22 protein-coding genes and 1 pseudogene are annotated in these 26,099 nt (G+C 66.3%); 13 read left to right on the top strand and 10 right to left on the bottom strand.

Annotated elements, in window-relative coordinates; translation table 11 throughout:
* Positions 1–9 precede the first annotated feature (9 nt).
* The 3 genes from QO058_RS02790 (at position 10) to QO058_RS02780 (ending at position 4,177) form a co-directional block, all read left to right on the top strand.
* Complete coding sequence (locus QO058_RS02790) at positions 10–1,146, top strand: lytic transglycosylase domain-containing protein (protein WP_284170214.1); 1,137 nt, start codon at positions 10–12, stop codon at positions 1,144–1,146.
* On the top strand, positions 1,143–2,354 hold the full coding sequence (locus tag QO058_RS02785; RefSeq protein ID WP_284170213.1) for a DUF2336 domain-containing protein: 1,212 nt from the start codon (positions 1,143–1,145) through the stop codon (positions 2,352–2,354). The genes QO058_RS02790 and QO058_RS02785 overlap by 4 nt, the downstream gene beginning before the upstream one ends.
* A gap of 236 nt (positions 2,355–2,590) precedes the next feature.
* Positions 2,591–4,177, top strand: coding sequence for an ABC transporter substrate-binding protein (locus tag QO058_RS02780; protein WP_284170212.1), 1,587 nt, complete (start codon positions 2,591–2,593; stop codon positions 4,175–4,177).
* Here QO058_RS02780 and QO058_RS02775 read toward each other — a convergent pair.
* A complete protein-coding gene (locus QO058_RS02775) occupies positions 4,164–4,427 on the bottom strand; it encodes a hypothetical protein (RefSeq protein WP_284170211.1) in 264 nt (87 codons plus the stop codon). The genes QO058_RS02780 and QO058_RS02775 overlap by 14 nt on opposite strands.
* A gap of 182 nt (positions 4,428–4,609) precedes the next feature.
* Between QO058_RS02775 and QO058_RS02770 the strand changes: the two genes are divergently transcribed.
* The 3 genes from QO058_RS02770 to QO058_RS02760 all read left to right on the top strand — a co-directional run bounded on the left by QO058_RS02770 (position 4,610) and on the right by QO058_RS02760 (position 7,563).
* Complete coding sequence (locus QO058_RS02770) at positions 4,610–5,725, top strand: M20 family metallopeptidase (protein ID WP_284170210.1); 1,116 nt, start codon at positions 4,610–4,612, stop codon at positions 5,723–5,725.
* Positions 5,726–5,927: 202 nt separating this feature from the next.
* Complete coding sequence (locus tag QO058_RS02765; RefSeq protein ID WP_284170209.1) at positions 5,928–7,106, top strand: E22 family MetX-like putative esterase; 1,179 nt, start codon at positions 5,928–5,930, stop codon at positions 7,104–7,106.
* A gap of 10 nt (positions 7,107–7,116) precedes the next feature.
* Positions 7,117–7,563: a GNAT family N-acetyltransferase gene (locus tag QO058_RS02760; RefSeq protein ID WP_284170208.1), complete on the top strand. Its 447-nt coding sequence runs from the start codon at positions 7,117–7,119 to the stop codon at positions 7,561–7,563.
* Between the two features lie 14 nt (positions 7,564–7,577).
* Here the strand turns inward: QO058_RS02760 and QO058_RS02755 are convergent, their stop codons facing one another.
* Positions 7,578–8,531 carry a GlxA family transcriptional regulator gene (locus tag QO058_RS02755; RefSeq protein ID WP_284173079.1) on the bottom strand — a complete coding sequence of 318 codons (954 nt, stop codon included), beginning with the start codon at positions 8,529–8,531 and terminating at the stop codon, positions 7,578–7,580.
* Positions 8,532–8,614: 83 nt separating this feature from the next.
* Between QO058_RS02755 and QO058_RS02750 the strand changes: the two genes are divergently transcribed.
* Both QO058_RS02750 and QO058_RS02745 read left to right on the top strand, forming a co-directional pair.
* Positions 8,615–9,280: a DJ-1/PfpI family protein gene (locus tag QO058_RS02750; RefSeq protein WP_284170207.1), complete on the top strand. Its 666-nt coding sequence runs from the start codon at positions 8,615–8,617 to the stop codon at positions 9,278–9,280.
* Positions 9,281–9,304: 24 nt separating this feature from the next.
* Positions 9,305–9,652 carry a gamma-glutamylcyclotransferase family protein gene (locus tag QO058_RS02745; RefSeq protein WP_284170206.1) on the top strand — a complete coding sequence of 116 codons (348 nt, stop codon included), beginning with the start codon at positions 9,305–9,307 and terminating at the stop codon, positions 9,650–9,652.
* Between the two features lie 333 nt (positions 9,653–9,985).
* On the opposite strand, the gene QO058_RS02740 is transcribed toward QO058_RS02745, so the two are convergent.
* The gene (locus QO058_RS02740; protein ID WP_284170205.1) at positions 9,986–10,618 is read right to left on the bottom strand and encodes a MarC family protein; all 633 of its coding nucleotides are present in this window, start codon (positions 10,616–10,618) and stop codon (positions 9,986–9,988) included.
* 41 nt (positions 10,619–10,659) lie between these two features.
* Between QO058_RS02740 and QO058_RS02735 the strand changes: the two genes are divergently transcribed.
* Complete coding sequence (locus QO058_RS02735; protein ID WP_284170204.1) at positions 10,660–10,812, top strand: hypothetical protein; 153 nt, start codon at positions 10,660–10,662, stop codon at positions 10,810–10,812.
* A 582-nt stretch (positions 10,813–11,394) separates the two neighbouring features.
* Positions 11,395–14,199 carry a DNA gyrase subunit A gene (gyrA, locus tag QO058_RS02730; RefSeq protein ID WP_284170203.1) on the top strand — a complete coding sequence of 935 codons (2,805 nt, stop codon included), beginning with the start codon at positions 11,395–11,397 and terminating at the stop codon, positions 14,197–14,199.
* A gap of 145 nt (positions 14,200–14,344) precedes the next feature.
* On the opposite strand, the gene QO058_RS02725 is transcribed toward gyrA, so the two are convergent.
* The 3 genes from QO058_RS02725 to QO058_RS02715 form a co-directional block, all read right to left on the bottom strand.
* Complete coding sequence (locus QO058_RS02725; protein ID WP_284170202.1) at positions 14,345–16,144, bottom strand: AsmA family protein; 1,800 nt, start codon at positions 16,142–16,144, stop codon at positions 14,345–14,347.
* A gap of 125 nt (positions 16,145–16,269) precedes the next feature.
* Positions 16,270–17,967: an ABC transporter permease gene (locus QO058_RS02720; protein ID WP_284170201.1), complete on the bottom strand. Its 1,698-nt coding sequence runs from the start codon at positions 17,965–17,967 to the stop codon at positions 16,270–16,272.
* Positions 17,964–18,977: an extracellular solute-binding protein gene (locus tag QO058_RS02715; RefSeq protein WP_284170200.1), complete on the bottom strand. Its 1,014-nt coding sequence runs from the start codon at positions 18,975–18,977 to the stop codon at positions 17,964–17,966. The genes QO058_RS02720 and QO058_RS02715 overlap by 4 nt, the downstream gene beginning before the upstream one ends.
* A 658-nt stretch (positions 18,978–19,635) precedes the next feature.
* On the opposite strand from QO058_RS02715, the pseudogene ilvD reads away from it, so the two are divergent.
* From ilvD to QO058_RS02705, 3 genes and pseudogenes are all read left to right on the top strand, one after another.
* A pseudogene (gene ilvD, locus QO058_RS30995) lies at positions 19,636–21,365 on the top strand (dihydroxy-acid dehydratase).
* Positions 21,352–22,299, top strand: coding sequence for a tetratricopeptide repeat protein (locus QO058_RS30990; RefSeq protein WP_347975765.1), 948 nt, complete (start codon positions 21,352–21,354; stop codon positions 22,297–22,299). Before ilvD ends, QO058_RS30990 begins: the two are co-directional and overlap by 14 nt.
* 163 nt (positions 22,300–22,462) lie before the next feature.
* Entirely contained in the window at positions 22,463–22,831 is a 369-nt protein-coding gene (locus tag QO058_RS02705) for a hypothetical protein (RefSeq protein ID WP_284170198.1), read from the top strand.
* Positions 22,832–22,857: 26 nt separating this feature from the next.
* On the opposite strand, the gene QO058_RS02700 is transcribed toward QO058_RS02705, so the two are convergent.
* The 4 genes from QO058_RS02700 to QO058_RS02685 form a co-directional block, all read right to left on the bottom strand.
* Positions 22,858–23,148 (bottom strand): putative quinol monooxygenase, encoded by a 291-nt coding sequence (locus QO058_RS02700; protein WP_284170197.1) that lies wholly within the window; start codon positions 23,146–23,148, stop codon positions 22,858–22,860.
* Positions 23,149–23,150: 2 nt separating this feature from the next.
* Positions 23,151–23,930, bottom strand: a complete 780-nt coding sequence (gene xth, locus QO058_RS02695; RefSeq protein WP_284170196.1) for an exodeoxyribonuclease III — start codon at positions 23,928–23,930, stop codon at positions 23,151–23,153.
* 184 nt (positions 23,931–24,114) lie between these two features.
* Complete coding sequence (locus QO058_RS02690; protein ID WP_284170195.1) at positions 24,115–25,170, bottom strand: sensor histidine kinase; 1,056 nt, start codon at positions 25,168–25,170, stop codon at positions 24,115–24,117.
* A gap of 290 nt (positions 25,171–25,460) precedes the next feature.
* Positions 25,461–25,913, bottom strand: a complete 453-nt coding sequence (locus QO058_RS02685; protein WP_284170194.1) for a BA14K family protein — start codon at positions 25,911–25,913, stop codon at positions 25,461–25,463.
* Between the last annotated feature and the right edge of the window lie 186 nt (positions 25,914–26,099).

Below are 26,099 nucleotides of genomic sequence, written 5' to 3'. Positions count from 1 at the left end.
AGTGACCTCATGTTCCTTTTCAGCACGCCGAGTACCCGTGAGACAACGCCTGCCAACCCGGTCGTCAACGCGATCAAGGAAGGGGCGGACAAGACCGGCGTCGGCTTCGACTATCTCCTGAAGACGGCGCAGCGGGAATCGGCGCTCGCGCCGGATGCCAAGGCGCGCACCTCGAGCGCGACCGGCCTGTTCCAGTTCATCGAGCAGACCTGGCTGTCGATGATGCGTCAGGAAGGGCCGAAGCAGGGGATGGCCAATTATGCCGGCGCGATCAGCGATGATGGCAGCGGCCGGCTGACCGTGGCCGATCCGGCGCTGCGCGAGAAGATCCTGCAACTGCGCACCGATCCGCATGTCGCGACCGTGATGGCCGGCGCGCTGACGCAAAAGAATGCCGAGCAGCTCGGCCAGGCACTCGGGCGCCAGCCGCAGGCCGGCGAGCTCTATATGGCGCATGTGCTCGGCGCACGCGGTGCCACCGACCTGATCCGCACCGTCGGAAGCGACCCGGCGCGCGCTGCGGCACGCGACTTTCCAGACGCCGCGGCGGCGAATCGCTCGATCTTCTTCGACAAGGGCGGGCGGGCCCGCAGCGCCCAGGAGGTCTACGGCCTGCTTGCCGCCAGCCACGCCAACACCCAGGTCGCGGCGACCACCGGCGCCATGCTGGCGCAAGCACGGCCGACAGGCGCGGCCACGACCGCCACAGCTTATGCTGCCGAGCCAGCCGTCGTGCCGATCGCCGCCGCGCTGGCGCCTGACCGGGCAAAAGGGCTGATCGGCCTGTTCTCGACCGAAGGGCCGCGTACTCCGGTCTCGAAGGCGGTCGCCAATCTCTGGACGACGCCGCGTAGCGGCAACACGTCCCGCACCATCGATGACGATCCGGCGACCCGCTATTTCCCGCGCGTGAGCTCGGCGGCGAGCGGCAGCGATGTCTCGTCCGCGGACAAGGTCGCCAAGGCGGAAAGCACGGTCGGTTCGACCGCTCCAGCCAGCGCCATGGCTCCGTTGCCGCCGTCGCGGCCGCGTGATTTGGCCGTGGCGGATACGCAGACTGCTTCCAGCGAAACGGTCGCTCCCCGCAAGCCGCGGCGCGGACCGCTCGATCTCAGCCAGTTCATGCTTCATGGGAGGCGCGGATGATCGTCCGCCGCTTCCTGCTCTGGGCCCGCACCGCTCCGGCCGAGGCTCGCGCAAAAGGCGCCGCTGCCCTGGCTGGCGCCTATCTGCGCTCGGCAATGTCGCCGGAAGACAGGCGCGAGGCCGAGACGGCCTTGATCTCCCTGGTCGACGATCCTTCGCCGCTGGTGCGACGCGCGCTCGCCGAGGAACTCGCGGCCGCGCCGCTGGCACCGCGCAACGTGGTGCTCGGCCTGATCGCCGAGCAGAGCGACATCGCCGCTCTGCTGCTGGCGCAGTCGCCGGTACTGACGGAGGCCGACCTGGTCGATGCCGCTGCTATCGGAGACGGGCTGGCCCAGCGCGCGATCGCGCAGCGGCCCTGGCTGTCGGCCGGCATCTGCGCGGCACTCGGAGAGGTCGCAGTCGAGGAGGCGCTGGTCGCGCTGCTCGCCAATCCGACGGCCGAGATTCCCGATTTCTCGCTGGAGCGCATCTTCGAGCGTGCAGGCGAGGTTGGCACCGTGCGCGAGGCCATGCTGGCGCGCGACGACCTGCCAGCCGGTTTGCGCCAGGCGATCGCGGCCAAGGTCTCCGACGCACTTGCCGCCTTCGTCTCCGGCTGTGGCTGGCTCACCGAGGAACGCAGCGCGCGCCTCGCCCGCGAATCGACCGAGCGCGTGGCCGTCGCGCTTGCCGCTGGTGGCGAGGCGAGCGACGCCCCCGCGATCGTCGATTGCCTGCGCGAGAACGGTCGCCTGACCCCCGGCGTCATCCTGCGCTCGCTGCTGAGCGGCGAGCCGGCCCTCGCCGAAGCTGCCTTCGCGGCGCTGTCGGGCCTGCCGCTCAACCGCGTCCGGGCGCTGCTCTGGGACCGGCGCGGGGCCGGCCTTAAGGCGCTCTATCGTAAGGCGGCGATGCCGGAGGCCTTGCTGCCAGCCTTCGCCGCCACAGTGGATGCTCTCAAACACGCCGGCCCCAGCCAACGCGGCGCAGGCGGCCTCGACCGCGATTTGCTGGCGCACGTCCTGATCGCCTGCGAGGCGCTGGAGGGGCCTGGGGTCAATGCGCTGATGGCATTGCTGCGCCGCCTCGATGCGGAAGCGGCGCGCGATGAAGCGCGGATGCTGGCCGATTCGCTCGCCGACGACGCGGCGCTGGCGCTGCTGATCGAGGCTGATCCGGACTTCCTTGTCGAGCTCGAGCTCGACGATCTGCGCGACGCGGCCTGAACGAGCCTCGCGTTCGTCGCCGGCCGGCTTGACCGGCCGCTGGCATGCTGATTGCCTGAGCCCCGCCGTATCGCCAAGGGCTTCGCCATCCCGGACCGACGCCCTGTTGCTAGAGCCGGATCCGATCAGGTTGTTCCAACTTGATCGGTGAATCCGTCTCTCCCTTTTAGTTTGGAGACCGTTTGCCGATCGGCTTGCGGTGCAAGCTGATCGGAACGGGCTCCAGGGAGCCTGAAATGCCGACACGTCGCGCTTTCATCGCAGGCACGGCTGCCGCCTTTGCGGTCAGCAAACCCAATATCGGCCGTGGCGCCGACAAGAACGTGATCAAGTTCGTGCCGCAGGGCGATCTTGCCGTGGTCGATCCGATCTGGACGACGGCGACCGTCACCCGTAACCACGCCTTCCTCGCCTATGACACGCTGTTCGGCCAGGACGAGAGCTACAAGGCCCAGCCGCAAATGGCCGAGGGCGCGCTCGCCGAGGCTGACGGCAAGACGTGGACGATCAAGCTGCGCGACGGCCTGACATTCCATGACGGCACGCCGGTGCTGGCGAAGGACTGCGTCGCCAGCCTGAACCGTTGGGGCAAGCGCGATTCCTTCGGCCAGACGCTGATGGCGCAGACCGACGAGCTCGCCGCGGTCGACGACAAGACCTTGCGCTTCCGGTTGAAGAAGTCGTTCCCGCTGCTGCCCGACGCGCTCGCCAAGATGACGGCCGCAGTGCCGGTGATCATGCCGGAGCGCCTGGCCAGGACCGAGGCAACGACGCAGGTCACCGAGGTGATCGGCAGCGGGCCGTTTCGCTTCATCGCGAGCGAGCGCCAGTCCGGAAGCCGGGCGGTCTACGAGAAGTTCGTGGGCTATGTCCCGCGCAGCGACGGCAAGCCCGGCCGTACCGCCGGGCCGAAGATCGTGCATGTCGAGCGGATCGAATGGCATACCCTGCCGGACCCGGCGACGGCGGCGGCGGCGCTGCAAAGCGGCGAGATCGATTGGGTCGAGCAGCCTTTGCCAGACATCCTGCCGCTGCTGGCGAAGGATCCCAAGCTCGAGGTCGCGATAAAGGAGACGACCGGCTCGATCGCGATCATGCGGATGAATCATCTGCATCCGCCCTTCGACAATCCCGCGATCCGCCGCGCCGTCTTGATGGCGATCGACCAGGCCGAGTTCATGGAGGCGGTCGGCGGCCCGGACAAGGAGCTGTGGCGCACTGGTGTCGGCCTGTTCCCGCCCGGAACGCCGATGGCGAACGATGCCGGCATGGCGGTGCTGAACGGGCCGCGCGACATCGCCAAGGTCAAGCAGGCGCTGGCGGCGGCCGGCTACAGGGGCGAGAAGGTCGTCCTGCTCGGCGTCACCGATCTCGCCAATCTCAAGGCCGAATGCGAGGTCGGCGCCGAGATGCTGAAACGCATCGGCATGAACGTCGACTACCAGGTGATGGACTGGGGCGCGGTGGTGACGCGCCGGGCCAACAAGGAACCGCCCGGCAATGGCGGCTGGAACTGCTTCTTCACGGGCTGGAACGGCATCGACATCCTCGATCCGGTCGGCCACATCTCGCTGCGCGGCAATGGCGCCGCAGCCTGGCCGGGCTGGCCGGTGGCGCCGAAGATCGAGGCGCTGCGCGAGGCCTGGATGGAGGCCACCGATCTTTCGGCCAAGCAGAAGATCGCGGCCGAGCTGCAAAAGCAGGCCTTCGAGGACGTGCCCTACGCCCCGCTCGGCCAGTATTTCCAGCCGACGGCGTTCAGCCGCAAGCTCACGGGCGTGCTGCCGAGCTTCCCGACCTTCTGGAACGTCAAGCGCGTCTAGCGAGGGCGGCCCTCGCGAGGAGGGCGCCGAGCAGCAGGCAGCCCGCCCGCAGCCAGGCCGCCAGGGCCTGGCGGCCGAGTTCCGGCATGGGCTGGGTCGCTGGTGGTGGCAGGCCGAGCGAACGCAGCAACTGGTCGGCAAGGAGCGCGAGCACGAGGACCGCTGTGAAGCCGGCCAGCGCCGCCATGAGGCTGCGCAGCCAATACAGGGCCGGCAGTATGGCAATGGCGGGGGCGGCGGGCGGGCGCATCGTCTGGTCCTCGGCGGGTTTGCTTCGAGGACGGACGAGGACCGGCGCTGCCGACAGCAGGCTGAAATTTTTTTGAGGCGCTAGGCCCGCAGGGCGGCTAGGCGTGTTTCAACATGGACAAAGCCGGCGAATTGGCCAATGTCCTGTTATCGCCACGCTTTCCTGCGAAAACTCTCCCCATCATGACCATTCACGATCCCGCCGTCCCCGCGCTTACCGTCTGGGTAGCGCTGGAGAGCCCCACCCATCACGTGCCTGGCGTCAACGGCATGATGGACCTCGTCGCCAGGGAGGTCGAAGGCCTGCCCATTGCCGTCGAGCGCATCCCCGGCCGCGACGGCCTCGGCGACAACCTGATCCTGCGCGCCGGCGTCCGTAACGGCGAGAAGGCCGTGGCGCTGATGTCGCATCTCGACACGGTCCACCCGGTCGGGACCAGCGCCAGGGACCTGTCCGTGCGGGTCGAGGGCGACCGGCTTTACGGTCCCGGCGTCTACGACATGAAGGGCGGCGCCTGGCTGGCGCTGCAGGCTTTCAAGGATGTGGCCAGGGCCGGCACGGCTCAGCGGCCGCTGGTCTTCCTGTTTACGCCGGACGAGGAGATCGGCTCGCCGACCTCCCGCACCCTGATCGAGGATATCGGCCGCGAGGCGATGGCGGTGCTGGTGACCGAGCCGGCGCGCGAGGGTGGCAAGATCGTCACCGCGCGCAAAGGCGTCGGCCGCTTCGAGGTCAAGCTGGAGGGCCGTCCGGCGCATTCCGGCTCGCGCCATGCCGATGGCCGCAACGCCATCCGCGAGGCGGCGCACCAGATCCTCGCCATCGAGGGCATGACCGACTATTCGCGCGGCATCACCACCACGGTGGCGCTGGTCGGCGGCGGCACGGCGGCGAACGTCATTCCGCAGCATGCCTGGTTCAGCGTCGATTGCCGCGTCACCACGGTGGCGGACGGCGTCGCCATGGAGCAGCGCATCCTCGGCTTGAAGGCTCGCGACCCGGATGTGAAGCTCAGCATCACCGGCGGCATGAACCGGCCGCCCTATGAGAAATCGCCGGAGGTCGCGGCGCTCTACGAGCAGGCGCGGGCGGTGGCGGCCAAGGTCGGCTTCGACCTGCAGGATTGCCCGATGACCGGCGGCGGCTCGGACGGAAACTTCACCGCGGCACTCGGCATCCCGACGCTGGACGGGCTCGGCATCGACGGCGATGGCGCCCATACCTTGCAGGAATATGCGCTGATCTCCTCGATCGCGCCGCGCCGTGCGCTGATCAAGGGACTGCTCGAAACACTGTGAAGAAGGCTTGGCGTCATGCTCGGCCTTAACCCGAGCATCTCAGGCCGGAAGAGGCTCCAGCCACCGCCTTCTCGTCCTGAGATTCTCGGGTCTGCGCTTCGCTTCGCCCGAGAATGACGGCAAGCAGCCCCTTCCGTTAGCCGGACAAATCCGCTCTGATCCAGCCTAAGGCCGTGCGACGGCCGGAACGGAGGAGTGCGGCATGAAGGCTTGGATCGCAGGAGTGCTTGGTGTCGTTGGCGCGATGGTGACGGGAATGGCCGAGGCGCAGGATCTGATCGCCGAGAAGAAGGTCTTCGAGCTGCCGAGCTACACCACGCAGGGTGGCCGGACCCTGAAGAACGTCAAGGTCGGCTGGGAGAGCTACGGCACGCTCAACGCCGACAAATCCAATGCGATCCTGATCTGCCATTTCTTCTCGGCCAATTCGCACGCCGCTGGCAAATATGCCGCCGCCGACGCGGCGCCCGGCTACTGGGACGCGATCATCGGCCCGGGCAAGGCGATCGACACCAACAAGTATTTCGTCCTGTCCTCCGACACGCTGGTCAACCTCAACACCGGCGACCCAAAGGTGACGACCACCGGCCCGGCCTCGATCGATCCGGACACCAACAAGCCCTATGCTCTCGATTTCCCGGTCGTGACCATCGGCGATTTCGTCAACGTCCAGAAAGCCTTGGTCGAGAGTCTTGGAATCAAGAAGCTCGTCATGGTCGCCGGCCCCTCGATGGGGGCGCTGCAGACCTATGAATGGGCGGCGAGCTATCCCGACATGGTCGGCAAGGCGATGGCGGTGATCGGCGCGGCCGAGGCCGACGCCCAGCTCATCGCCTGGCTCGACGTCTGGGCGGCGCCGATCCTGGTCGATCCGAACTGGAACAAGGGCGACTATTACGGCAAGACGCCGCCCAATGCCGGCCTTGCCAAGGCGCTGACGGTGGTGACGCTGCAGGCCAATCATGGCGACTGGACCAACGGCACCTTCGGCCGCCGCCCGGCCAAGGAGGGCGAGGATCCCGCCAAGGCGCTCGGTAACAAGTTCCAGGTCCAGAGCATCCTGGACAATGCCGGCGAGGCGCGCGCCAAGGTCTCGGACGCCAACCATTTCCTCTATCTGGTCAAGGCCAACCAGCTCTACGCCGCCGGCGGCAAGTCGCTCGCGGATGCGATGAGCCGGATCAAGGCGCCGCTCCTGATCGTCAATCAGCCCAAGGACCTGGTCTTCCCCGACGAGATGATCCAGCGCACCGTCGCCGAGGCGAAGAAGGCCGGGCGTGACGTGACCCATGTGACCATCCAGGGCACGCGCGGCCATCTCGACGGAGTGATCTCGATGAAGCAGGCGGAAGCGACAGTGAAAGCGTTCCTGGAGAAGTGAGGCTGACCGTTTGACTACGCCTGTCGTCACATTGCGGGAGATCACGGGCGAAACCGTGCGAACCATCTGCGAGCTTGAACCGCATGAGGCGCAAAGCGGTTTCGTCGCGCCAAATGCGGTCTCGATCGCGCAGGCTCATTTCAATCCGGACGCGGTATTCTGGGCGATCTACGCCGGCGACGAACCGGTCGGCTTCATTATGTGGCGGCCGGAGGATGATGGCGCGAGCTGCTTCCTCTGGCGCTTCATGATCGATGGGCGTCACCAGGGCAAAGGCTATGGGCGCGAAGCGATCGCGCTCTGGCTGGAGGGCCTTCCGGCGCAGGGATACACGCTCGCCCGGCTGAGCTATGTGCCTGGTGCCGCCGGGCCGCACGGCTTCTATCTGGCGCGGGGGTTTCAGGATACGGGTGAGACCCGTGCCAATGGCGAAAGGCTGATGGAGTTGGCGCTGTAGACGGTTGACCGACGCTATCCCGCAAAGCGCTCGCGATAGGCCTGTGGGCTGGCTCCGAGCCGGCGCAGGAAGGCGCGGCGCAAGGTTTCCTCGGAGCCGAAGCCGCAGCGACGGCCGGCCTGCGCGACCGAGAGACCCTGTTCGAGCAGGCGGCGCGCGGTCTCTATCCGGAGTTCCTCAACGGCGCGGGCGGGCGTGCGGCCTGTCGCCTGGCGATAATGCCGGGCGAAGCTGCGCAGGCTCATCCTGGCCTCGCCGGCCAGCCGCTCCAGCGAGAGATCGCCGCGCAGGTTCTCGACGATCCAGCCATGCAAACGGTCGAAACGCTCGTCCTTCTCCTGCAGGGTGAGCGCCGCGCTGAACTGGGCCTGGCCGCCGGGGCGCTTCAGGAAGACGACGAGCTGGCGGGCGATGGCGAGCGCCGGCTCACGGCCGAGATCGACCTCGACCAGCGCCAAAGCGAGGTCGATCCCGGCGGTGACGCCGGCAGAGGTCCAGACATTGCCGTCGCGGACATAGATCGGATCGGGCTCGAGCCGTACGGAAGGGAACATCGCCCGGAATTCGGCGCAGCGACCCCAATGCGTCACGGCGCGCTTGCCGTCGAGCACGCCCGCCACCGCGAGCAGGAAGGCGCCGCTGCAGACCGAAGCGACGCGCTGCGCTGACGCCGAGCGCTGCCGGACCCAGGCGACCAGTGCCGCATCGTGGCAGGCGGCGTTGACGCCATAGCCGCCGGCGACGACCAAAGTGTGCAGCGGCGCGGTTGGCTCGGGGAGCGGCATCGCGACGAGTTCGAGCTTCGCGCTCGTGATCACGCGGCGTTCAGCGGCGACGACCGCAGTTTCATAGGGCAGGGGCCGGCCAGCGATGGACGCAAGATCGTTGGCGGTGGCGAAGACCTGCAAGGGCCCGGCGACGTCGAGCAATTGCCCGCCGGGGAAGGTCAGGATCTCGATGCGGCGCATGTTTGGCATGAAGCGAGGGATGCTTGGCAGTTCAGCCAGAGCTTTGCCCGCTACGCTGCTCCCGTCAATCAGGAGTTCCGCCCATGTCTCTCAGCTTCGGCATCCTCGTCTTCCCGCAGGTCCAGCAGCTCGACCTGACCGGTCCCTATGAGGTCTTCGCTTCGGCCCGGGGTGCTGAGGTGCATCTGATCTGGAAGGATACTGCGCCGCTCAAGGCCGCGACCGGGCTGACGCTGACGCCGACCACGACCTTCGCCGAGTGCCCGCCGCTCGACGTGCTCTGCGTGCCGGGCGGCGCCGGGGTCAATGCCTTGCTCCAGGATGAAACCGTGCTCGCCTTCCTGCGCGAGCGGGCCGTGCAGGTGCGTTATCTCACCTCGGTCTGCACGGGATCGCTGGTGCTGGGCACGGCCGGGTTGCTGAAGGGTAAGCGCGCCACCAGCCACTGGAACGCGCATGACCTGCTGGCGCGGTTCGGCGCGATCCCCACGCAGGGGCGGGTCGTGCGCGACGGCAACCTGATCACGGCCGGCGGCGTCACCTCCGGCATCGATTTCGGGCTCACCGTGATCGCCGAACTGCTCGGCGAGGAGGAGGCGCAGACGATCCAGCTCTCGCTCGAATATGCGCCGGAGCCGCCTTTCCGGGCGGGCACGCCGCAGGAGGCGCCGGAGCTTATCCTGGCTGCGGCACGGCAGCGTCTTGCCGGCTCGCGTGCGGCGCGCGAAAAGCTGCTGGCGGCGCTCTAGAGGCGCGCCTGGTACGGAGCGAGCATGGCCGAGGATCGCAGCATTTTCCTGTTTTCCTATGGCACGCTGCAGCAGGAGAACGTCCAACTCTCGGCCTTCGGCCGCCTCCTCGACGGCCATGACGACGCCATGCCGGGTTTTTCCCAGACCATGCTGGAGATCACCGATCCCGAGGTGATCCGCACCAGCGGCAAGCGCTTCCACCCGGTGGTGGCGCCGAGCGACGAGCCGGCCGACAGCGTTGCCGGCAAGGTCTTCAGCATCAGCGCCGAGGAGCTCGCGGCGGCTGATCGCTACGAGGTCGCCGACTACAAGCGGATCAGCGTCCGTCTGGCTTCGGGCAAGGAGGCGTTCGTTTATGTCAAGGCGTAGCTGTGCCGGGTCGGCTCGACTTCGGCAGCGCTGCTTTCGCAGGTGCCGCTGCTCGCCAAGCTGATCCGCTGGGGGATCGACGCCCATATGGGCATCCTGATCGGCTGGCCGAACCAATTGCTGATGGTGGGGCTCGGCCTCGCTGCCGCGGACGCTGGTCCAGGCCTGGCTGCGGCTCGGCTGGCCGGGCAGGGCGCTGGCGGCTCTCGTCGCCGCGGGATTGGGCTGGGCGCTGCCGCTGGCCGGTGTCAGCCTCGCGCTCTTCGTGCTGGTCGACATTGTCCGCTGGCAGCTGGCGCGAGCCGCCTGAGCCGAGATTCGATCCGGGGCGGCTTAGCCGCTCCGGATCACGGCGCGCACGCCGTCGATGACGAACTGCACCGCCAGTGCGGCGAGGATGACGCCGAGCAGGCGAGTCAGCACGACATTGCCGGTGATGCCGAGCAGCCGCGCGATCGGCACCGCCATCAGGAAGACGACGAGGCAGGAGAGGACCACCAGCCCGCAGATCGCGGCGAGCGAGGCCAGCATGGCGATGTCGCCATTGGCGCGGCCGGCGAGCAGCATCATCGCGGTCAGCGCACCGGGGCCTGCCATCAGCGGAATCGCCAGCGGGAAGGCGGCGACGTTGCGGATGTGGTCCTGGGTGATCGCGGTCTCGGCCGTCTGCTGCTTGCGCTCGTTGCGGCGCTCGAACACCATCTCGAACGAGATCCAGAACAGCAGCAGGCCGCCGGCGATGCGGAAGGCCGGCAGCGAGACGCCGAGCGCCTTCAGCACCACGTCACCGGCGAGGCCGAAGAAGGCCATGATGCAGAAGGCGATGATGCAGGCACGCACCGCGACCTGCCGGCGCTCGCTGGCCGACATGCCGCGCGTCAGCGACAAGAAGATCGGCGCCAGCCCGGGCGGATCTAGCGTCACCAGCAGGGTGACGAGGGCGGAGGAGAGATATTCGGCGAACATTCCGCTACGCTATGCTAGCTTGCTGCAACGAACCAGACGACATGAGCGTCTTCGACGTGCAGGCCGAGACCAATGCGCCGAACCGCATCGAATTTCGCGGCAATGAGAGCCGCGGGGCGGCGCTTTTCTATGTTTGCTTCGGTGGATTTCTGGTGGCCCTTCTCGTGTCCAAGGGGGATGGACCGCCATTATAGGTGGAACTATTTTCGGCTTCCTGTTCCTGCTTCTTGCCTTTGGAAAAGCATTTGGCGAGCTCGATCGCTCGATCCACCTGGCGTTCGATGCGGAGGGGATCACGGCACCGTACGTGTTTGTGCGAAAGGTGCCGTGGGACGCGGTGCAGGGTTATTCCTTCGATCCCAATCTGGATACCAAGGCTGTCCTGGTTCACCTGGCGGAGCCTGCGCGTTTTGTGCCTACGGTCACCGATCCCTTAAAGGAGTGGCCAGTCACCTGGTACGGCTTTCGCCTCTCACTCAATGAGGTTGCGTGCTGCTACGAGGAGATCGAAGACGCCTTTCGGCGCTTCGCTCCGCAGGTTCGGAAGATCTAGCTCGCATCCTCGCGATGACGCATCTGGCAATTTCCGTACGCGACCACGCATGAAACATGGCGAGATTGCGGAAGGCACGCGAAAGCGAATCAAGAATCACCCGCAACCCGCTGCGATCAAACGGTTTTATTTTCTCTGAATAGATTCGCGTTTTGCTGGCTTCGCGCGCCGGAATCGGCTAGCCAGAACGTTGAAAAACCAGCGGTAAACGGGACTTTTCCCCTTGAGCGAAGACAACGACGACAAGCGCGACGACGGCCCGCAGTTCGGCGGCGACATCAAGCCGATCGCGATCACCGACGAGATGAAGAAGAGCTATCTCGATTACGCGATGAGCGTGATCGTCAGCCGCGCTCTTCCCGATGTCCGCGACGGCCTGAAGCCCGTGCACCGGCGCATCCTGTTCTCGATGCACGAGAACAAGAACCTGCCCGACCGGCCCTATACGAAATGCGCCCGCATCGTCGGCGACACGATGGGTAAATACCATCCGCACGGCAATCTCGCGGTCTATGACGCGCTGGTGCGCATGGCGCAGGATTTCTCGCTGCGCCTGCCGCTGATCGACGGCCAGGGCAATTTCGGCTCGATGGACGGCGACAGCCCGGCGGCCGATCGCTACACCGAGGCGCGCCTCGACAAGGCGGCGATGCCGCTGCTGGAAGACCTCGACCTCGACACCGTCAACTTCCAGCCGAACTATGACGGCAAGGAGCATGAGCCGACGGTCCTGCCGGCGCGCTATCCGAACCTGCTCGTCAACGGCGCCGGCGGCATCGCGGTCGGCATGGCGACCAATATCCCGCCGCACAATCTCGGCGAGGTGATCGACGCCTGCATCGCGCTGATCGAGAATCCTGAGATCACGATCGACGAGCTGATCGAGATCGTGCCCGGCCCGGACTTCCCGACCGGCGCCCAGATCATGGGCCGCAGTGGCATCCATTCGGCCTATCACACCGGGCGCGGCTCGATCATGATGCGCTCGAAGACGCATATCGAGGAGCTACGCAAGGAGCGCGAGGCGATCATCGTCACCGAGGTGCCCTACCAGGTGAACAAGGCGACGATGGTCGAGAAGATCGCCGATCTCGTCCGCGAGAAGCGGATCGAAGGCATCTCCGACCTGCGCGACGAATCGAACCGCGAGGGCGTGCGCGTCGTCATCGAGATCAAGCGCGATGCCGTCGCCGACGTGGTGCTGAACCAGCTCTATCGCTTCACCCCGCTGCAGACCTCCTTCGGTGCCAACATGGTGGCGCTGACAGGCGGCCGGCCCGAAATCCTGAATCTCAAGGATTTCATCTCCGCCTTCGTCGAGTTCCGTGAGGAAGTCGTCTCGCGGCGCACCCGCTATTTGCTCAACAAGGCGCGCGAGCGGGCCCATGTCTTGTGCGGTCTCGCCACCGCCGTCGCGAATATCGATGAGGTCATCCGCCTGATCCGCACGGCGCCGACACCAGCCGCGGCGCATGAATCCTTGATGGCGCGGGACTGGCCGGCCGAGGATATCGCACCGCTGATCGCGCTGGTCGACGATCCGCGTCACCCGATGAATGCCGACGGCACCTATCGGCTCTCGGACGCGCAGGCCAAGGCGATCCTCGAGCTGCGCCTTGCCCGCCTGACCGCTCTCGGTCGTGACGAGATCGGCGACGAGCTCGAAAAGCTCGCCAAGGAGATCGCCAATTATCTCGACATCCTGCGTTCGCGGGTGCGCATCCAGGAGATCATCAAGACCGAGCTTGCCGAGGTGAAGGCCGCCTTCGCCACGCCGCGCCGCACGGTGATCCAGGACTGGGGTTCCGACCTCGACGACGAGGACCTGATCGCCCGCGAGGACATGGTCGTCACCGTCAGCCATGCGGGCTACATCAAGCGTGTGCCGCTCTCGACCTATCGGGCGCAGAAGCGCGGCGGCAAGGGCCGCTCCGGCATGTCGACCCGCGAGGAGGATTTCGTCACCCGCCTCTTCGTCGCCGACACGCATACGCCGATCATCTTCTTCTCCTCGCTGGGCCAGGCCTACAAGGAGAAGGTCTGGCGGTTGCCGCTGTCGGCGCCGAACGCGCGCGGCAAGTTCCTCAACAACATGCTGCCGCTGGACAAGGACGAGCGCATCACCACGGTGATGCCGCTGCCGGAGGACGAGGAGAGCTGGGAGCGGCTCGACGTGATGTTCGCGACCAGGACAGGCAATGTCCGGCGCAACAAGCTCTCCGACTTCGTTCAGGTCAACCGCAACGGCAAGATCGCGATGAAGCTCGACGAGGGTGATTCCATCGTCGACGTGCAGATCTGCTCCGAGCATGACGACGTGCTGCTGACGACTGCCGAGGGCCAGAGCATTCGCTTCGCCGTGCCGGAGGTGCGCGTCTTCAAGGGGCGCGACTCGACCGGCGTGCGCGGCATTAACCTTGCCAAGGGCGACGAGGTGATCTCGCTCGCGATCCTGCACCATCTCGATGCGACGCCGGACGAGCGCGCTGCTTACCTGAAGCTCGCCTCGGCGGCGCGCCGCGCCGTGACCGGCGATGGCGACGAGACGGCCGCGCCGGTTGCCGACGCGGAAGAGGCCGCCGGTGACATCGAGCTCGGCCAGGACAAATACGCCGAGATGGGCGCGTCTGAGCAGTTCATCCTGACGGTGTCGGAAAAGGGCTATGGCAAGCGCACCTCGTCGTTCGAGTACCGGGTCACCGGGCGGGGCGGCAAGGGCATCACCGCCATGGTCGTCAACGAGCGCAACGGCAAGCTGATTGCCTCGTTCCCGGTGACAGAGACCGACCAGATCATGCTGGTCACCGATGGCGGCCAGGTCATCCGCATCCCGGTGGAGGGCCCCAAGCCGATCCGCATCGCCGGACGTTCGACGCAAGGCGTCACCATCTTCGACACGGCTGAGGGCGAGAAGGTTGTCTCGGTCGAGCGGATCGGCGAGGAGGCCGACGAAGAGGGCGAGACCGGCGAGGCCGAGAACGGCGGCGGCGAGAACGGTGGGGGCGAGGAGCCGGCTGGGGAGGCGTGAGCCGACCCCGGCGAGGCCCGCCGTGAAGTGACGCCATGGTCGGCCTTGAGCCGACCATGTCTCAGGCCGGAAGAGGCCCCAGGGCGCGCTTTCTCATCATGAGATTTCGGGTCTGCGCTTCGCTTCGCCCGAGAACGATGCGCGCCTAGCGCAGCAGCGGGATCGGCGGGCCTGGCGTCCGTAAGGCCGCATCGATCTCGGGTGTGAAGGCGGCGCCGAAGAAGGGGCCGCGGACCTCGAACGGCACGCGCGTCGAGGTCGCGGTCGAGCTCAGGGCGCCGTTGAGGTCGAGCCAGCGCCGGCTGAGATCGGCAGTGCCGTTCAGGACGACGCCGTAGCCCGAGCCGGCGAGCTGAGTGTCGGTGAGGTAGAGCACGCCGAGATTGGCGAGCGCAGCCAGCTGCAGGGTTTCGAAGGCGCTTTTGCCTTGGCGCCAGTCGCGCGCTGAGGCCGGAGGCTTCTCGGCCTTGCGCAGCAAATCGGCGAAGGCGATGCCGCGGAACTCGCCTTGCCGGATCGTCAGATTGGCCCGGCCGGTCAGCGAACTCACCACCTGGTCCAGGCTATTTCCGACACCGTCGAAGGCGAGTTGGCCGGTCGCTGTGCCGCTGAGGCGGGCGAGCTCCGGCAGGTCGTCGGCCGCCAGCGCCAGATTCACCTTCTCCAGCCCGAGCTGCAGCTTGACGTCCGAGCCGGCCGCAACCGGCGTGGCGAGGATTCGGGCGCGGGCCGAGCCGCCATAGGCGGCGGCGCGCAGGAGCGAGGCCTCGAACCTGCCTTTGCGTATCAGCAGCTGCGCCGCCAGATCGCGGACACGGGCGCTGCCGACCTTCGCGGAATCGAGCGACAGGCGCAGGTCGATATCATTGGTGGTCCAGCTATCGAACTCGAGCGGTGCGTTACCGGCCTCACCACCTCCGGAAGGCGCCGGCAGCCCAGCCTGCTGGAGCAGGCGGCCGAGATCGAACTCGGCTCCGGCGAGCGTCCCGGAGAGCGCCCAGTTCGGCATCGAGCCGTCGAGCTTCAGCGCGCCGTCGAGCTGATCGCCATCGACCATGGCGACGACGGAGTCGAGCGAGGCGCTGTTCTGGCTGAGCTGAGCCTGCGCGGTCAGCTCGACTTGGCGAACCAGCGAGGCGATGCGCGGGCGCGGTCCGATCCAGGCCAGGGCGTCCGGGAGCGATTTCGTGCTGAACTCGATCTGGCCGTTGGTGACGCCCTGCGCAGCCGAGCGCGTGCCGTTGAACCGCAGGCTCATCAAGCGCGAGCCGAGTGAGAAGCCGGTGCGTGCCCGCTCCCCAGCCACCGGCCAGAACAGGTCCACCTTGGTGGCTTCGCCGCGCCAGCTGAACGAGCCGGCAAGGGTGACCGGCGCCTGGGCAGTCCGCTCGTCGATCACCACATTGACGTCGCGCAGCGTGGTCAGAACTGTGCCGCCGGCACGGATCATGACGCTGCCGGAGGTCAGGATGAGCCGGGTCTGGCTTTCGAGGCGGGTGAGATAACCCAGCGCGCGGTTCTGCCATTCGGCGTAGCTACCGGTGTCAGCCACAGCGAGATCGAGCTCGGGGGCGACGAGGTCGATGCGGTCGAAGTCGAGCTGGCCGCCGATCAGTGACAGCAGCCGGGCGCGGGCACGCAGACGCGCCGCCTTACCTGACAGCACGCCCTGCGGATCGACGAAACTCACATCCGACAGGCTGATCCGGGGCAGGGGCAGAAAAGCGATCTCGGCGCGGCGCAGCGCCGTCACCTTGAGGCCGGTCCGGGCCTCGATGCCGGCGATGACGGAACGCTCGACATGCGACAACGCCAGATTCCACGGCCGCAGCCCGAGGACGAGCAGCAGCGCAGCGGCGGCGAGGCCGAGGAAGAGTGTGCGTCGTGACATGGCCTGGCGTTTGGCCTTCATCGGCCCGACGGCGGAGGTGTCGTCGTCAGGCATCCTGATATCGCGGCCGAATCGGCTTGAGGCGGCCGATATATGTCGCGCGGCAAGGGTTTAGCCCCCCGGTTTACGAATGTCGAGTTCAGCGCCCCGGACGACGCTCGCAAAGCCGGGGAAATAGTTCAATTTTCCCGCGATTCCGGCAACTGTTCGCCGGCTCGGGCCAGCCTGAGCGCCGGATAGATGCCGATCGCGACGATCAGCAGGGCTGCCAGGGCGCCGTCCTCGAAGACGCCGCGAGCGGCATGTCCGTAAACGAGCGTGGCCAGGGTATCGAAGTTCAGCGGGCGCAGTAGCAGCGTCGCCGGCAGCTCTTTCATGCAGTCGACGAAGACGAGCAGGGCGGCGGCCGCGATGGCAGGGCGCATGAGTGGCCAGTGCAGCCGATGCAGGAGCTCGTGCCTGTTCGCGCCGAGCGAGCGCGCCGCGTCGTCGATACGCGGCGAGATGCGGGCATAGCCGCTTTCGACGCCGTTCACCGCGATGGTCAGGAAGCGCACCAGATAGGCAATCACCAGCGCGGCGCCGGAGCCGAGAAGCAGCAGGCCGGGGCTCACGCCCAGGAGCGCGCGGCTCGCATCGGCGACGAGGTTGTCGAAGGCGGCGAGCGGCACCAGCAGGCCGAGCGCCAGAACCGTCCCCGGCAAAGCGTAACCGAGCGAGGCGATGCGGGCGAGCGCCGGCAAGGCACGCTCGCGCCCGAGTCGAAGCGCCGCGGCGATGCCGAGGCCGATTGCCACGATCAGCGCGGCCGAAAGCGCCGAGATCGAGACGGTGTTGGCGAGTGCCCGCCACAGCGCCGCATCGGCCTGGGCGAAGAGGTCGCGGCGCCACAATTCGCCGAGCAGATAAAAGAGCGGCAGCACCGCGCCGAACAGCGCGGGCAGAAAGCAGGCGACTGCTGCCGTCCAGGCACGGGCGCCGGAAAGCCGGATGCGGCCGACCGGCCGCGGCCGTTTCACCGGCAGGGTGAAACGGCGCGCCCCGCGCGTCCGCGCCTCGGCGACCATCAGCCCGACGACGACGAGCAGCATGACGCAGGCGATCTGGGTGGCGCCCGCCAGCGAGCCGCGATTGATCCAGGTGGTGTAGACCGAGATGGTCAGCGAGCGGACGCCGAGATATTCGCTGGCGCCGATATCGTTGAGCGTCTCGAGCAGAGCGAGCGTCAGCCCGGCGGCGAGGGCGGGACGGGCCATCGGCAGGCCGATGCGCCAGAACAGCGGCCAGCGCCTGGTTCCGAGCGTGCGGGCGGATTCGATCAGCGCGGCGCTCTGCATGGCGAACAGTGCGCGAACGCTGAGATAGACATAAGGGTAGAGCACGAGCCCGAGGATCAGGATCGCGCCCGGCAGGTTGCGCGGGTCGGGAAACCAGTAGTCGCGCAGCGAGCGCCAGCCGGTGAGCGCCCTGAGCGCGCTCTGGAACGGCCCCTGGAAGCCGAGGATTTCGACGTAGACATAGGCGGTGATGTAGGTCGGCAACGCGAGCGGCAGCACGAGCAGCCATTCCAGGCTGCGCCGGCCGGGAAACTCGTATTGCGTCACCAGCCAGGCAGCGCCGGTTCCGACAGCCCCGCAGAACAGGGCGATGCCGGCGAGCAGCAGGGCGGTGTTCCAGAGCGCGACAGGCAAGACGTTGGCGGTCAGATGCGGCCAGACCGTCAGCGCCTCGCGCGACAGCGCGGTGAAGGCGAGCGCCAGCACTGGCAGCGCGACCAGCCCCGCCGCAGCCACCGTGACATACAGCAGACGCGTCGACGGCCGCCAGCGGGTTGCTGGCGGCCGTTCTGCAGGTGTCGCGGGTGCGTTCAGGCTCAATTGTCGAAGCCGACCTTGTCGACGAGCTCGGACGCGGCCTTGCGGTTCTTGGCGATGTCGCCGAGCGGGGTCGTGTCGGGCGTCAGGGCGCCGAGCAGCTTGACCGCCTCGGCCTGCTTGACGTCGGCATTGACCGGATACTCGAAATTGCCGTCGGCATAGAGGTGCTGCGCCTTCTCACCAAGCATGTACTCGATCAGCTTGACGGCGCTGTCCTTGTTCGGCGCGTTCTTGGCGATCGCGGCGGCCGAGACGTTCACATGGGTGCCGCCGCCCGCGAAGGTGGTCTTCAGCGGCTTGATCGCCTCGTACCAGCCCTTCTGCTCGTTCGTCGCCTTGCTCATCAGCCCGATATAGTAGGTGTTGATGATGGCGATGTCGCACTGGCCCGAGAGGATGTCGCGGGCGACGTCGCGGTCGCCGCCGCCGGGCTTGCGGGCGGTGTTGGCCTTGATCGCCTTCAGGAAGGTCTCGGTCTTCTCGGCGCCGTTGCGGGCGAGATAGGCGGCGAAGAAGGCATTGTTATAGGGGTGCTGGCCGGCGCGGATGCAGAACTTGCCCTTCCACTTGGGATCGGCGAGCTCGTCATAGGTGATCGCGTCCTGCTTCACCCGGTCCTTCGAGACGACGACGATACGGGCGCGCTGGGTCAGCGTGACCCAATTGTTGCCGGCGCCACGCAGAGCCGCGGGAACGGTCTTGTCGACGAGCGCAGACTGCACCGGCTGGGTGATGCCGGCATCGGCAGCAGCCTGGATCTCGCCGACATCGACGACGAGCATCACGTCGGCCGGGCTGTTTGCGCCCTCGGCCTGGATGCGCTGCTGCAGGCCGTCCTTGAGGAAGACCGCGTTGACCTTGATGCCGGTGTCCTTGGTGAAGGCTTCGATGACCGGGTTGAGGAGGGCGGGCTCGCGGGTCGTGTAGAGGTTGACGCTCTGCGCAAGGGCTGGGGCCGCCAGCAGACAGGAGGCCAAGGCTGTCGCGGCAAGCGCGGTCTTGATGGTCATGTTTCGCTCCTTCAGGCGGGGCCTGTGAAATCGGCCATGTAGGGCGGAGCGGTAGAAGGAGAAATAGAGGCGGTCAAGAAATATACCTTTCATTTCAATGGGTTATATAAATTCTAAACTATGCCTTGATTATACAAATTCTAATCTGATGAGCGTGAACTTCGCCTCCCAACCCGGGCGACACCCGTAGTACGCTTCAAAAGTCGCAAGACTCCAATAGCTTGAGAATGATGCGCTTGTTGCCCAGGGCTGCTGGCGGCACCCCTGATTTCGCCAGGATCAGTTCATTCCATTCCAAAGACTTTATCCCCGCCGCGCCGTACCGGGATTGTGAACCGTGGGGTTCCGCGGGCGTCGGGTTGCAGTTGAGATATCGCATGTCCCGCCGCGATCCCTAAAATTCGTGACATTTCTACAACATCGGCAGCTATTGCAGCGCTGGCCCGGCAGGCCGCCACGATTGCCGCGAAGCCGCCACAAAGCGGCCCCAGCTGCAAACTTCAGTAACTATCTGGGATACGGAAGAATTAAGCCCCATCGGGCAGGGTGCGCAGCAGAAAAATGCTTCGCATGCCGCCTAGGGGCAGATGATTGCACCGGCGGGCAACAGCGTGGCACATCTGGCGCCCGCCAGGTGGGGTGGCGGGACAGAGTTTGCATGGACGCGCGCGTTTTCGATAAGTCGAAGTTGCCCAGCCGGCATGTCAGTGTCGGGCCGGCCCGTGCGCCGCATCGTTCCTATTATTACGCGATGGGCATGACCGCGAAGCAGATCGCGCAGCCCTTCGTCGGCGTCGCCTCCTGCTGGAACGAAGCTGCGCCCTGCAACATCTCGCTGATGCGCCAGGCCCAGGCCGTGAAAAAGGGCGTCGCCTCGGCCGCCGGCACGCCGCGCGAGTTCTGCACGATCACCGTGACCGACGGCATCGCCATGGGCCACCAGGGCATGAAGTCGTCGCTGGCTTCGCGCGAGGTCATCGCCGACTCGGTCGAGCTGACCATGCGCGGCCACTGCTATGATGCACTGGTCGGCCTCGCCGGCTGCGACAAGTCGCTGCCCGGCATGATGATGGCGATGGTGCGCCTCAACGTGCCGTCGATCTTCATCTATGGCGGCTCGATCCTGCCCGGCACCTTCAAGGGCAAGCCGGTCACGGTCCAGGACGTGTTCGAGGCTGTCGGCAAGCACTCGGTCGGCGCGATGTCGGACGAGGATCTCAAGGAACTCGAGGAGGCAGCCTGCCCGTCCGCGGGCTCCTGCGGCGCCCAGTTCACCGCCAACACCATGGCGACGGTGGCCGAGGCGATCGGCCTGGCCTTGCCCTATAGCTGCGGCGCCCCGGCGCCCTACGATGTCCGCGACGCCTTCTGCTACACCGCCGGCGAGATGGTGATGGAGCTGATCGCCCGGAACATCCGGCCGCGCGACATCGTCACCCGCAAGGCGCTGGAGAACGCCGCGATGGTCGTCGCCGCTTCCGGCGGCTCGACCAATGGCGCGCTGCACCTGCCGGCGATCGCGCATGAATGCGGCATCGACTTCGACCTCTTCGCCGTCGCCGAGATCTTCAAGAAGACGCCCTATATCGCCGATCTGAAGCCGGGCGGGAAATACGTCGCCAAGGACATGTTCGAGGTCGGCGGCATCCCGCTGCTGATGAAGACCCTGCTCGACCACGGCTTCCTGCACGGCGACTGCATGACGGTCACCGGCCGCACCATCGCCGAGAACCTCGCCTCGGTGAAATGGAACGATGAGCAGGACGTGATCCGTCCGGCGAACAAGCCGCTCTCCGACAATGGCGGCGTCGTTGGCCTCGTCGGCAATCTGGCGCCGGAGGGCGCGATCGTGAAGATCGCCGGGATGACGCCCGAGCAACTCGTCTTCACCGGGCCGGCGCGCTGCTTCGATTGCGAGGAAGACGCTTTCGCCTGCGTCAGCAAACGCGAATACGAGGTCGGTGACGTGCTGGTCATCCGCTATGAGGGGCCGAAGGGCGGCCCTGGCATGCGCGAGATGCTGTCGACCACGGCGGCGCTCTATGGCCAGGGCATGGGCGACAAGGTCGCACTGATCACGGACGGCCGTTTCTCGGGCGCGACGCGCGGCTTCTGCGTCGGCCATGTCGGCCCCGAGGCCGCGGTCGGCGGGCCGATCGGCCTGATCCGCGACGGCGACATCATCGAGCTCGACGCCATCACAGGAAAGCTCGCAGTCCGCCTTTCTGATGCCGAACTTGAGGAGCGTCTTAAGGCCTGGACGCCGCGCAAGACGGATTACACGTCGGGCGCACTCTGGAAATACGCGCAGACGGTCGGTTCCGCCAAGGGCGGCGCCGTCACCCATCCGGGGGCGCAGCCGAGATACAGTGTTATGCGGATATCTGAGGCCATCATTGCAGGAGCGTTGCTCGCTCTGGGCTGCCAGCAGGCAGCTTGGGCGCAGGACGCGTCCGCGGGGCGCATTCCGGTGCCGCCGCGCCCGATTCCGGGCATCGCCCTGCCGGAGCCGGAGGTGGAGAGCCTTACCGTCCCGCTCGTTCCAGGTCGCGGCGCGATCGCGCCGGCTCCGAGCGGCCCCGCTGCCCACACCGCATTGCCGATTGCCCCGTTCAGCAGCGCCCGGGACGCGCTGAAGGCCTGGATGCGCGATTCGACCGCCGGCGATCAGGTCGGTGCGGTCCGCGCGCTCGAATACGCTGCAGCGCAGGGACACCTGGCCGCGCAGTTCAAACTCGGGCGTGTCTTTGCCAGCGGCGATGGCGTTCCGGTCAACGATCTCAAGGCCTTCGAGTATTTCTCGAAGATCGCCGACGAGAATGCCGACGAGATGCCCGGCACCTCGGATGGACGCATCGTCGCGGCCGCCTTCGTCGCGCTCGGCGGCTATTTCCTCGATGGGATCAAGGGCACCTATGTGAAGCCCAATCCCGATCGCGCCTTCGACATGTTCCACTACGCCGCCTCCTATTTCGGCGACCCGGACGGCCAGTACAATCTCGCCCGGCTCTATCTCAACGGCACCAGCGTGGCGCGCGATCCGCGCCAGGCGGCGCGCTGGATGAAGCTTGCGGCCGAGAAGGGCCATGCTCCGGCGCGCGCCGTCTTCGGCGACATGCTGCTGCGCGGTGGCGACGGAGTGCCGCGGCACCCGATCATGGGGCTGATGTGGCTGGCGCTGGCCCGCGAGGGCGCCGATGCCACCCGCGAGACCTGGATCGTCGAGCGCTACGACGCCGCCTTCGCCAGCGCGAACGCGAATGACCGGACTGCCGCGCTGGCACTGGTCGAGCGCCAGCACGGCCGCGCCGAACGGCGCTAGATCATCGCGCGCCCGAATGGGCGCGATCACGATGATCTATCACATAGTTTTAGCATCGGATTCTTCCGAAAAGTGGATTCCACTTTCGGTCCGATGCGTGCGCGACTGCATCCAAGCACTGTCAGGCCACGTAGCCGAGGTATCGGACCTCGGAGGCCTTGCCATGCGCGACGCCGCATTCTTCAGCTTCATCGCAGCGTGTACCGCGCTCGCCATCCACGGCGCCGCCGCCCAGGAGAACTTTGGCGACTGGCCCCCGCTGACCAACCCGTTTCCGAGCACGGGCGGGGGCGGGATCATGATCCACGATTATGATCCGGTGGTCGCCGACGGCACATGCACGACGAAGTTCCGCGCCGTCGAGCCGAACGGGACGACCTATCACAACCTGATCGCGTTCGAGGCGACGCAGACACAGGGCGGCGTGCTCTGCAGCAAGGGCCAGTGGCGCTCGGCCGATGGCAGCGCCAGCGGCACGACGCCATTCCGGGTGTTCATCAAGGACGGAATCAAGCGCGGCTCGCCGCAATAGCCGCGTCGCCCGAAGCCAGCCTTTGCCTAGGCTGCGAACGCATCCATCAGCGTGACGATGCAATCCTGCCGCTGGTGCCGGTTGATCAGCGGCACCAGCCGGGTGAAGTGCTCGCTCCGGCAATGGGCGTCCAGTGCCGCCTGGTCCGGCCATTGCTCGACGAAGACGAAATGCCCGGGATCCTTCTGGTCGATGAAGAGATCATAGGCGAGGCAGAGCGGCTCAGCCTTCGTCTTCTCGACCAGCTCCCGGTAGAGCGGCTTCACCAGCTCGATGCTGTCGAGCTTGATGAAATCCTGGGCGATGACCTTCAGCATGCTCAGTTCAGCTCGATCAGTACCGGCACATGGTCCGAGGCCTTCTCCCAGCCGCGGACATGCTTGGCGATCGAGACGGCGCCGAGCTTGTCGGCGGCCTGCGGCGAAAGCAGGAGATGGTCGATGCGGATGCCGTTGTTCCGCTGCCAGGCGCCGGCCTGATAGTCCCAGAAGGTGTAGAGGCCGGGCGCGTCGGTGCTGGCGCGCAGCGCCTCGGTGAAGCCGAGACTCTGCAGCTTGCGGAAGGCAGTACGGGTCGGCGGCAGGAAGAGCGCATCGCCGGTCCAGGCGGCGGGATCGCGCGCGTCGCGCGGCTCGGGGATGACGTTGTAGTCGCCGGCGAGCACCAGCGGCTCCTCATGGGCCAGCAGGCCCTTGGCGTGCACCGCGAGCCGCTCCATCCAGGCGAGCTTGTAGGGGTATTTCTCGGTGTTCGGCGGATTGCCGTTCGGCAGATAGATCGAGGCCAGCCGCACCACGCCGTCGCCATGCGGCAGCACGCCTTCGAGATAGCGCGCCTGCTCGTCGCCATCATCACCCGGCAGGCCGCGGCGGACACCCTCGAGCTTGCTGCGCGAGATGATGGCGACGCCGTTGAAGCCCTTCTGGCCATGGATCGCGACCTGCCAGCCGGCGTCCTCGATCTCGGCGCGCGGAAAGTCGGCGTCGACGCATTTCAGTTCCTGCAGGCAGAGCGCGTCGGGCTCTGCTTCCTTCAGGAAGGCGAGCACATGCGTCAGGCGCTGGCGGATCGAGTTGACGTTCCAAGTGGCGATGCGCACGGGCTGACTCCGGATTCTCAGGGCGCGGCACATAAGTACCCAGAGGAGCGCCAAGGCAAGTCAGGAGCCACGCCAAGGCAGAGGGGACAATCGACCCGAACTGCCATTGGCGGCCACCGCCCTCGATGGCCGCGCACCATCCCGTTCCCCCGCGCGATCCTTCAAGCAGTCGGTAGGTGGCGGTTTAGGCTGCCCTTGGCATATTCGATGTGAATGTCGCCCGCGTGATTGAGATTTTCATCCCGTCCCTGCCGCTGACAGTGTCCATCGCAGCGTCGAGCTGCTTCACGAGCGCTTGCACGATGGCCGTCCCCAATCCGCTGTTGTGCCCGGTGCCGTCGCTGGCGCATTTCCCAACGCCATTGTCGGAGACCGTCAGTTTCCAGTCCCCTGCATCAATCTCGTAGGTCACAAGGATCATTGCGCCTGCCTTGGCCGAAGGGAATGCATATTTGATTGCATTAATGACAAGCTCGGTGACGATCAGGCCAATGCTTACCGCTTTGTCAGAGCCGATCACGCCTGAGTGGGCCATGACCTTGATTGCGATGGGCTGGCCTTCTCCGACCATAGAGATCGCGAGACTATCGCAGAGATTCCTCAAATATGAACTGACCTCGATCTGATCGACGCCTTCGGATGAATGTAGATGTCGCTGCACCTCGGCGACCGACATCACCCGCTGGTGGGCATCTTTCAGGTGCTGGCGCGTTTCTTCCGACAATACGGCCCGCGCTTTCAATAGCAGTATGCTCGCAATGATCTGAAGACTGTTGGCGACGCGATGTTGCATCTCTTTAAGCAGAATTTCCTTCTGCTGCAGGAGTTCCTCGGTCCTCCTAAGGAGTTCTTCCTTCTCCCGTTCGATCGCCCGGCGGCTCGTGATATCCATAAACGCGAGAAGGATCGTCGATTTTAGTTCGCCTTCGTAAATCACCTGGCGAGCGTTCAGGAGCATCACCCTGTGGCCCAGATTGGGAAAATCGTGCTCGACTTCGAAGCCGTCCATGGCGGCCTGCTCAGGTATGATCGTCTCCAAAAGGACACGTAGGGTGGGGATATCCCATTGACCGTCGCCCAGCGAATAAAGCAGGCGGCCCTGCGTATGGTCGGGATCGACCTTGAAGATTTTGTAGAACGAAACGCTGGCTGCCAACACGCGAAATTCGTCATCGAGCACGAGGAATGGCTCGGGGATGGTGTTGACGATCGCTTGCGCGAGTGTTTGCGCGTCTTCCATCTTTCGAAAATCTAACATGGACGGAACGGTGACTCCCCGCGGAACGCGAGCGCGTTGTTGAGAGCCAGGAGCAGGTGACCCTCGCGGCAGGTTACACCTTGCTGGCATCAATGTCGCGTAAGCAGAGTCCGTGAGTTGGCGCAATCGCGACGCCCGGGTGGCGCTCCACGAACGTCGGAAAACCACCCATCTCAGACACCCGCTGCGCCTGGGCCCTGTATCCTGCCGCTCAGAAAAAAGGCCTCCCCCGTGCGGGGAGGCCTCGATACGATCCGAAAGCGGCGCCGACCTTACGGGCAGGCGCGGACCACGCCGCCCGAGCCGATATAGGTGCCGGTCTCGGGGTCGTAGCTGCGGAAGCGGCGCGAGCAATAGGCGATCGCGTCGCCATCTGGTGCGGCGTAGACGGGCGCCGGCGCCCCATAGACGGGCGGCGGGGCGGCATAGACCGGGCCGGGTGCGAGCAGAGCGCCAGCGGCGAGAGCGCCGAGCGCACCGGCCGCGATGCCGGCGCCAACGGCGGCACCGCGCCCGCCGCGATAGCCATAACCCCGGCCATAATAGCCGCCGCGATAGCCGTAGCGCGGGCCGTAATAGCGGCGGTACTGCACCTGCTCGACGAGATTGGTCGTGCCGGCGGTGGCAACTGCGGCCGCAGCGGGCGCAAGAGGCGCGGCGGCCGCCGGCGTGGCGAGGGCGAAACCGCTCGCAAGCGCGGCGGCGATCATCGTTGTCCTGATCATCTCGAACTCCTTGTCCCTCCCGGCTGGGAGGATTCTCCGGTGAACTCATCAGCCACCCAGGCACAGTCACCTTACCGGCCGAAGTAAACGCAAAACGCGGCGAAATTTCAACGACTTCCGACAGCTTTCGGCGTTTTTCGGCTTGCGTGCGGCGACATCAGGCCCCATCTGGCGGACATTTCCGCA

Origin of the sequence: Bosea vestrisii (genome assembly GCF_030144325.1) — a bacterium.
GTDB classification, from domain to species: domain Bacteria; phylum Pseudomonadota; class Alphaproteobacteria; order Rhizobiales; family Beijerinckiaceae; genus Allobosea; species Allobosea vestrisii_A.
This window is presented reverse-complemented; position numbering and strand designations above follow the sequence as displayed.

What these genes read in the sequence shown, in the direction of transcription:
- QO058_RS02790 (WP_284170214.1), top strand. Translation starts at nt 10, where the DNA reads ATGTTCCTTTTCAGCACGCCGAGTACCCGTGAGACAACGCCTGCCAAC.
- QO058_RS02785 (WP_284170213.1), top strand. Translation starts at nt 1,143, where the DNA reads ATGATCGTCCGCCGCTTCCTGCTCTGGGCCCGCACCGCTCCGGCCGAG.
- QO058_RS02780 (WP_284170212.1), top strand. Translation starts at nt 2,591, where the DNA reads ATGCCGACACGTCGCGCTTTCATCGCAGGCACGGCTGCCGCCTTTGCG.
- QO058_RS02775 (WP_284170211.1), bottom strand. Translation starts at nt 4,427, where the DNA reads ATGCGCCCGCCCGCCGCCCCCGCCATTGCCATACTGCCGGCCCTGTAT.
- QO058_RS02770 (WP_284170210.1), top strand. Translation starts at nt 4,610, where the DNA reads ATGACCATTCACGATCCCGCCGTCCCCGCGCTTACCGTCTGGGTAGCG.
- QO058_RS02765 (WP_284170209.1), top strand. Translation starts at nt 5,928, where the DNA reads ATGAAGGCTTGGATCGCAGGAGTGCTTGGTGTCGTTGGCGCGATGGTG.
- QO058_RS02755 (WP_284173079.1), bottom strand. Translation starts at nt 8,531, where the DNA reads ATGCGCCGCATCGAGATCCTGACCTTCCCCGGCGGGCAATTGCTCGAC.
- QO058_RS02750 (WP_284170207.1), top strand. Translation starts at nt 8,615, where the DNA reads ATGTCTCTCAGCTTCGGCATCCTCGTCTTCCCGCAGGTCCAGCAGCTC.
- QO058_RS02745 (WP_284170206.1), top strand. Translation starts at nt 9,305, where the DNA reads ATGGCCGAGGATCGCAGCATTTTCCTGTTTTCCTATGGCACGCTGCAG.
- QO058_RS02740 (WP_284170205.1), bottom strand. Translation starts at nt 10,618, where the DNA reads ATGTTCGCCGAATATCTCTCCTCCGCCCTCGTCACCCTGCTGGTGACG.
- QO058_RS02735 (WP_284170204.1), top strand. Translation starts at nt 10,660, where the DNA reads ATGAGCGTCTTCGACGTGCAGGCCGAGACCAATGCGCCGAACCGCATC.
- QO058_RS02725 (WP_284170202.1), bottom strand. Translation starts at nt 16,144, where the DNA reads ATGCCTGACGACGACACCTCCGCCGTCGGGCCGATGAAGGCCAAACGC.
- QO058_RS02715 (WP_284170200.1), bottom strand. Translation starts at nt 18,977, where the DNA reads ATGACCATCAAGACCGCGCTTGCCGCGACAGCCTTGGCCTCCTGTCTG.
- QO058_RS30990 (WP_347975765.1), top strand. Translation starts at nt 21,352, where the DNA reads ATGCGGATATCTGAGGCCATCATTGCAGGAGCGTTGCTCGCTCTGGGC.
- QO058_RS02705 (WP_284170198.1), top strand. Translation starts at nt 22,463, where the DNA reads ATGCGCGACGCCGCATTCTTCAGCTTCATCGCAGCGTGTACCGCGCTC.
- QO058_RS02700 (WP_284170197.1), bottom strand. Translation starts at nt 23,148, where the DNA reads ATGCTGAAGGTCATCGCCCAGGATTTCATCAAGCTCGACAGCATCGAG.
- QO058_RS02690 (WP_284170195.1), bottom strand. Translation starts at nt 25,170, where the DNA reads ATGGAAGACGCGCAAACACTCGCGCAAGCGATCGTCAACACCATCCCC.
- QO058_RS02685 (WP_284170194.1), bottom strand. Translation starts at nt 25,913, where the DNA reads ATGATCAGGACAACGATGATCGCCGCCGCGCTTGCGAGCGGTTTCGCC.